General features: G+C 60.2%; 4 protein-coding genes. All 4 read left to right on the top strand.

Annotated features, from left to right (window positions below):
- The 4 genes from EG850_RS12335 (at position 1) to EG850_RS12350 (ending at position 6,829) form a co-directional block, all read left to right on the top strand.
- On the top strand, positions 1 to 1,182 hold the full coding sequence (locus EG850_RS12335) for a tyrosine-type recombinase/integrase (RefSeq protein ID WP_124973926.1): 1,182 nt from the start codon (positions 1 to 3) through the stop codon (positions 1,180 to 1,182).
- A gap of 519 nt (positions 1,183 to 1,701) precedes the next feature.
- Positions 1,702 to 2,688 carry a class I SAM-dependent methyltransferase gene (locus tag EG850_RS12340; protein ID WP_124973928.1) on the top strand — a complete coding sequence of 329 codons (987 nt, stop codon included), beginning with the start codon at positions 1,702 to 1,704 and terminating at the stop codon, positions 2,686 to 2,688.
- A gap of 23 nt (positions 2,689 to 2,711) precedes the next feature.
- On the top strand, positions 2,712 to 4,511 hold the full coding sequence (locus tag EG850_RS12345; RefSeq protein WP_185715070.1) for a DUF262 domain-containing protein: 1,800 nt from the start codon (positions 2,712 to 2,714) through the stop codon (positions 4,509 to 4,511).
- Positions 4,511 to 6,829, top strand: coding sequence for a DUF262 domain-containing protein (locus EG850_RS12350; RefSeq protein ID WP_124973932.1), 2,319 nt, complete (start codon positions 4,511 to 4,513; stop codon positions 6,827 to 6,829). The genes EG850_RS12345 and EG850_RS12350 overlap by 1 nt, the downstream gene beginning before the upstream one ends.
- The last annotated feature ends 311 nt before the right edge of the window (positions 6,830 to 7,140 follow it).

Here is a 7,140-nt window from a genome sequence, read left to right on the forward strand (position 1 = left end):
ATGAGCCGCCCACGCCTCACGATCGGCACGTTCGGTACGATCGGCTTCCAGACATCGTCGAACGGTCGCGTAACCGCCCGCGCGAGGTATCGCGACTGGGATGGAAAGTCGAGGCTCGTGCAAGCCACAGGTGATAGCAAGCGCGCGGCCGAGCAGGCGTTGAAGGCGAAGCTTGCCGAGCGCACCCTCTACCAGCCCGCGGGCATCGGGCTGACTGCCGACAGTCCGTTCCCCGATCTGGTGGCGTACTGGCTTGAAGATCTCGATCTTGAAGACCGGCTCTCGATCACCACCCGGCAGCTATATGAACGCAACATGCGCACGCTCGTGATGCCCGCATTCAAAGACCTCACGCTGCGTGAGATCGGTGTGGCGCGCTGCGACCACTTCTTGAAGCAGCTTGCGAAGCACAGCTACAACCGCGCCAAGCAGGCCCGGGTGGCGTTGCGGCTCGCACTCGCTCTCGCGGTGCGGCACGAGGTGCTGCCACGCAACCCGATGGACCACGTCTCCCGGCTCCGGAAACCCCCGACCACGCCGAACGCGCTCACCCCTTCCGAGGTGAATGCGATCCGCACGGCGATCGCGTTCTGGGAGACCGGACTCTCTCCCTCCGGGCCGAAACCGGACGGGCAGCTCGGCGCGATCGTCGAGGTGATGCTTGGCACGTTGGCCCGCATCGGTGAGGTGCTCGCGATTAGGCGCCGCGATATCGACATCGTGAGTGCCCTGCCGTCAATTCGCATCAGCGGCACCATCGTCGCGCACCGAGGCGAACCCACCCAGCGGCAAGATCACCCCAAGACCGCGAAGTCCAGACGCACCGTCGCGCTCCCCGCGTTCGCTGCCGAGGCGGTGCGGCTCAGGCTTGCCCGCCGCGATGATGCCTCGCTTGATGCGCTGTTGTTCTGCAATCGTGACGGTGGCCCGCTGACGACGAACAACGTGCGCAGGCAGCTGCGGCACGTGCTCGACCTCGCGGGCATCGAGGGCGTCACGCCGCACATGTTTCGTCGCACGGTTGCCACCGCAATCAGCAATGAGGCTGGCGTCGACCTTGCCGCCGAGCTACTCGGGCACACGGACCCGGCGATCACGGTGCAGCACTACATCCGACGCAACGAGATGGTGAACCCGGCGACCGCCGAAATGCTCGAGCGCGCCTTAGGGAAGGAAACATAGACATGTTCGCGCACTCGGCGTACCGTTGCAGCAAGTACGTCGAACTTGGCTGTTCCGCTCACGACGTGACAGATGCGGGCTAGAAGTAGCGTGACGGCCCGCAAATTTTGCGGCACCGTCACCAGATCCACGGAATTTCAGGTCCCGCCGATTCGGCGGGACCGTACGGGGCAGCCGACCGGCTCGTCGGCCGTGTATTCGCGCACATCGTAGGACGCTACGCATCGCGATTGTGATGCACCTTGACGGCTGAAGGACTCGGCTTGTACATTACTCGCCCCTTCGTGCTCAAAGATATTTTTTCTGGCAAGTAGGTGCGCACCAGTTCCCAAAGTTAACAAACCTCTGCAATAAAGATGATCTCGCCGTCACGCACTCAAGCGCTCAGGCAGCTGCCCGATCACTGCGTCCCTTGCTCGCTCCCACGGGCCCACGCGTCTGGCAGATCACGGTTGACGCCTCAGTTTCCCTCGATCTGCCAGAGGCGTCGCAGCTCGGCTTGCGCGTCTCGAGATCACAATGTCGGTGGTCGTGTCGACAATAACCCTTGCATGGACATCAAGAGCCGTGCGGAACGTGGAGACGAACATGGTGACGAAGGCAGATCTGGTTTGGTGGCTGGACAAAGAGGCTGAACTCGACTGGCAGTTTGCGACTACATACGCGGAGGGCGCCCCGCATGAGTATGTGGTGGTCGGCAAGACCCCAGGTTTCAGCGCTAAGGATGCAGCGCGTGCCGCCCACGTGATCAGGACATACGGCGAGCCGATGAAGTTCTATAAGGACACCCGAATCTACCTGGTCACCCCAATGGGATGGAAGCACTGGGACATGCAGCGCGGAAGCATCGTCGACGACAGTGTCACCATCATCAACCGGGGCAGGGCCGACCACGTGTACGGCATCCAGAACATGCCCCGAACGGTGTCGGGCATCGACTCAGCCTTCGACGGGCTCGCAACGGTGTGGGATCGAAACTTTGGGATGACAGCAACGGAGAAATCGGCGATCGCGGATCTCATCCGTGCGACATTCGGCGTCCGTCTGGGCCGAACCCTCGATGTGGGGTGCGGGACCGGACTTCCCCTGGACCTCGGTGTTGTGGAACCCGTGCACTATGTCGGCATCGACCCGTCGACAGCGATGCTCAATGCGCTGGTGATGAAGCATCCCGTGATTGCGGGCCTGCACCCAGCGACCTACGCGGAAGCAGAGAGAAGCCGGGTGCTCTGTGGCACGACCTTCGATACCGTGCTGACGCTCGGCGGTTCCGCCTCCTATCTCAGCGCGGCTGACATCGATCAGCTGCGTGCTCGCGCAAAGCGCGATGTACTGCTCATGCACTTCGCTGCAGGTGAGGCACCGCCGACCGGTGACCTTGACGCCGACGTCGCGGAGGAGTCGCTTCGGATCGCGACCGCAGAAGCGAGGGAACAGTTTCAGATCGGTCGCTTCATTGCGTCCGTGCTCCCCGGGGTCCGCACGGGCGAGTTTCGGGCACTATGACGCTCGTCGGTAAATTGGAGGGGATGACGGTCTCGATGCAAGGGGGGAGCGGGATGGAAGCGACGCTCGAGCGGCGGCTCGTCATGCAGGGTGATCCAGACACGCCTTATCTCAAAGGTGCTTTCTTCGTCGCGGCCTACCAACGGGGGTACCGCTGGGGTCGAGATGAGGTGCGCCAGCTCCTTGATGACATCAAGGGGAACTTGACAGATGCACAGAAGCGCCGAGAATTCCCGGGCGACTACATACTGCAGCCTATTGTGGTTCTTCGCCGGGACGATGGCTGGGAGCTTGTCGACGGTCAGCAGCGGCTCACCACGCTTCTCCTCATTACGAAATACATTGCAACGACGCTTCCGGGGTCTGCTGTCGCGTACTCGCTCTCATACGAGACGCGGGAGGGGAGTAAACAGTACCTCGAAAACCTTGACCGTTCTCGTCGCGACGAGAACATCGATTTTCATCACATCGCAGCCGCTTACGACGCCATCGCGGAATGGTTCAGTGAACAGAGCAACGCGACACAGGCAGCCATCGACATCCATTCCGCACTCTCCCAGTGGGTCTATGTCATCTGGTACGAAGCTCCCCCTGGTACTGATCCGACTGAATTGTTCATTCGACTGAACCGAGACCGTATCCCGCTCACGGACTCTGAACTGATAAAGGCGCTAGTGCTGTCAAACTCGGCACGGGAGGGAGCACATTTCAGCAGGCAACAGGAGATCGCTGCGCAATGGGATGGCTTTGAACGCGATCTCCGGGACGCGCAATTCTGGGCATTCCTCACCGGCTCATCGACGACGCGATCGACCCATATCGATTTCTTGTTCGAGAGCCTGACTCCGGACGCAGGCCTGAAGGCGCGACCTCGCTTCTGGACCTTCAGTCAGGTGCTTGAGCAAGTCGCCGCGACAAACATCGACGCATTCTGGGATGAGGTCGTCGCCCGGCACGGTCTGCTAGTGGGCTGGTATAAGGACCGCGAGCTCTACCACCGGATCGGCTACCTCATCGCGACCGGTACCCATGTAACCGACCTCATCGAGGCGTCGAAGTCACAGACGCACAGCGCCTTCGCCACCTACCTGCGACAACTCATACGAAATCGACTTGATCTGACCGCAGCGGACGTATCGCTCCTCCGCTACGACGACTCGAGGCAAGCAGAGAAGTGTGTAGAGATCCTGCTGCTGATGAACGTTGAGACGGTGCTGGCAAGCTCCGACCAAGGCGCACGATTCTCGTTCTTTGAATACGCCTTACGAGGCTGGTCGCTGGAGCATATCCACGCCCAGAACTCGCAGGAGTTCAAAAAGGAGGAGCAGCGCAGAGACTGGCTCGTGTCCCACCGGGCAAAGATCAACAGAACCACCTGGAATACAGATGCGCAGGGTGAGGTTGATGCGCTCATCAGAGGCATCGACAAACACCTCGCTCTGCCGCCTACACGAACCGACATCGATGGCTTTCAAGACATCCAGGGGCGGGTCTTCACGCTCTTCAGCACTGATGGGGATACCTCGGACGAGGACGACCTCCACGGGTTGGGCAATCTCGCGCTCCTTCAGCGCGAGTTCAACAGTAAGCTCAACAATGCGGTCTTCGCGCTCAAACGTGAACGCATCCTGGAATTGGACGCTCAGGGCGCGTACCTCCTGCCGTGCACACGCAACGTCTTCCTGAAGTACTACACCGGCAGTGAGGACCAGCAACTCTCGTTCTGGAGTTCGCAAGATCGGGCGGCGTACTACGACACGCTCATCGCTGTCGTTAGCGACTTCCTCAAACCTGACGTGATAACGAGCGGAGAGAGCGACTAATGAAGGGTTATCCCACGACTTTCCTTGGCCTCTTCGATCCGCCAACGAGTGACCGACCGGCTATCACGCAGATCGAGATTCCCATCATCCAGCGCGACTATGCACAGGGCCGCAAGGACGATGAGGCGACCCTTATCCGTGACCGCTTTCTCGATGCCCTAATTGCCGCGGCGAGGTCCGACGAAGGGATGGGGCTCGACTTCATTTATGGTGAGCTTCGGTCCGGTGTGCTCCGCCCTCTCGATGGACAGCAACGCCTGACGACACTCTTCTTGATGCACTGGTACATCGCGTCGCGGGCGCAGACGCTCGACTCCAATGCGGCGTGGCTCTGTTTCTCGTACGCAACTAGACCGACAGCGCGGAGCTTCACGGCCGCGCTCGCGACGCACCCGTACCCGGGCGAATCTCAGACGCCGTCTGAGTGGATCACAGACCAGCCATGGTACCTGTACCCATGGCGCCAGGATCCCACGATCGCTTCGATGCTCGTGATCCTGGATGCCATCCATATACGGTTCGCGGGCCGCGACGATGAGTTCACGGCCATCTGGCAACGCCTCGAACGTCGGCCGACCGAGTCTTCGCCCGGAGCGATTTGGTTCCTCTTCCTCCCCGTTGAAGACATGGAATACGGTGAGGACCTCTACATCAAGATGAACTCGCGGGGAAAGCCGTTGACGCCCTTCGAGGTTTTCAAAGCCGACGTGGAAACGATCATCAAAGAAGCGGACCCCGCTCGGTACAGGCACCTTGCTGAGAGCATCGACGGAGCATGGACCGATGTCCTCTGGAGCTACGAGAAACTGTACGGCGGAGACAAGACCGTTGATGATGAGTTCATGCGGTATCTCACGTTCATCGTCGAGATCTGTGAGTGGCGTGATGGTGCACCTGAACGCAGATGGCGCGACAAGGACTCCCGGCAACTCCTTCCGCTGGAAGAGCGGGCACGTCTTGCCCTCGCTGATCCAGGGAACGGCTACGCCGAACGCAACCGGGACTTTTTCTTCCATGCGTTCGACACCTGGGTAGGAACCGATCCTGCCGAGGTATTCAATGGGCTGTTTGCGGTGGGTAAGACGCGGAATGATTCGTTGCCGCTGTTTTCGTCCACGTCGGACCTCCTTGGTGCCTGCCTGACGCGGTACGGCAGCGAGTTTTCTGCGCAGGAAACGCTGTTGCTGTTCGCTGTGCTTCTGGCCCGACAAGCGGGTGAGACGCTCACGACCGGCGACGTGCAACGACGCCTCCGATCATTGCGAAACATCACAGCAGCATTCCTCGACCGCGACCGGTACATGTCTGACTACGTAGCGTCTACCGAAAGGCTGATACTCCAGGGCGTATTCGACGGCATGGCAGGATTCCGTGACTACTGGGTGACGGACGAGTCGCTCAAGTGGCGTTGGATGGATCAGCATCCGGAGGTCATTCCGGCGATCCACGAGTTAGAGGACAATTTGCTCATGCGGGGCCGTATCCAGGCTATTGACCTGCAGCCGGAGATGCTCTCAACGCGCGCCCGTGCGTTCGACGAAGTCAGTGAGAGGACTCTCCGTGACCTCTTTGGCGCGACGCTCCTCACGAAAGGGGACTACTCGCGTGATGTGAAGTGGGGCGGCAAGGTGCGGCAGCTCGGAAGCTCTCAGAAGGACGACTCGTGGATGGACTTGCTTACGACGGGTAAGCGTGAGGACCTGGCCTTCATCCGTGACCCTTTGATGGCACTGCTCGATGATTACTCGGCTCGTCGTTCCAGCGGCAGTGCAGAAGGGAAAGAGACCCTTGATGCGATCCGTTCGGAGTGGCTTGCGGAGCGGGAAAGTCGGTCGTACTTCGATTGGCGCTACTACCTCTCGCGGTACGAAGGCGCACGCAGCTCGGTCGGAGACGGGTACTTCCACAACAAGACCTACGACCAGACGCTCGGTGGCTTCAGTTACCGTCACTTGCGCATCCTCTATGGCGGCTCCTACGTCTCCCGCTTCAGCGACGCACTGCTGCGTGCAGCGTGGGTCGAGGGCGGGCTCCGAGACGTCGTCGAGGAGCCCAATTGGTTTCGGGAAGATGACCCCGGGCTCAGACTCAAGGGCTCTGCGGTTGAGATCCACTGCATGGAAGATGGCTTCCGCGTCGATGTTCCCCACGAGCGCCCGGATGTCTCGGCAACGGTTCGCTCGGTGCTTGATCAATTCGCTGCGACAGGCGACGGACTGGTGCCCGTCCAGCAATCGTTCAACGGCATCCGGCAAGTCGACTCCGAGGACCGGATCCAACTCTGTGTAAGGCTGGTGAGAATGCTTGTTGCCGACTGACGATTGTCGACGACCTCATTTTTGTTGCCGAGGTCTTGTGCCCACAAGTCGCGCCAACAAGCAGGATCGGCCAAGCCTCGAGCATGACCACCGTAAACTCACCTCAATCGATCCTGATGAACCACCTCCAACCGGATACACTCGGAGGGGGCGAAACGCCTACTTCCCAGTCCACACTAGGGAACCCGAAACAATCCAAGATTTTCGGAAAAACCCTTTCTGACCAGGGATTTTCCAAGGGGTCGCAGGTTCAAATCCTGTCAGCCCGACCGTGTGATGTGTCGCGACATAGTTCCCACTTTGTCGCGACA

Origin of the sequence: Gulosibacter macacae, assembly GCF_003865375.1 — a bacterium.
In the GTDB taxonomy this organism is placed as follows: Bacteria; Actinomycetota; Actinomycetes; order Actinomycetales; family Microbacteriaceae; genus Gulosibacter; species Gulosibacter macacae.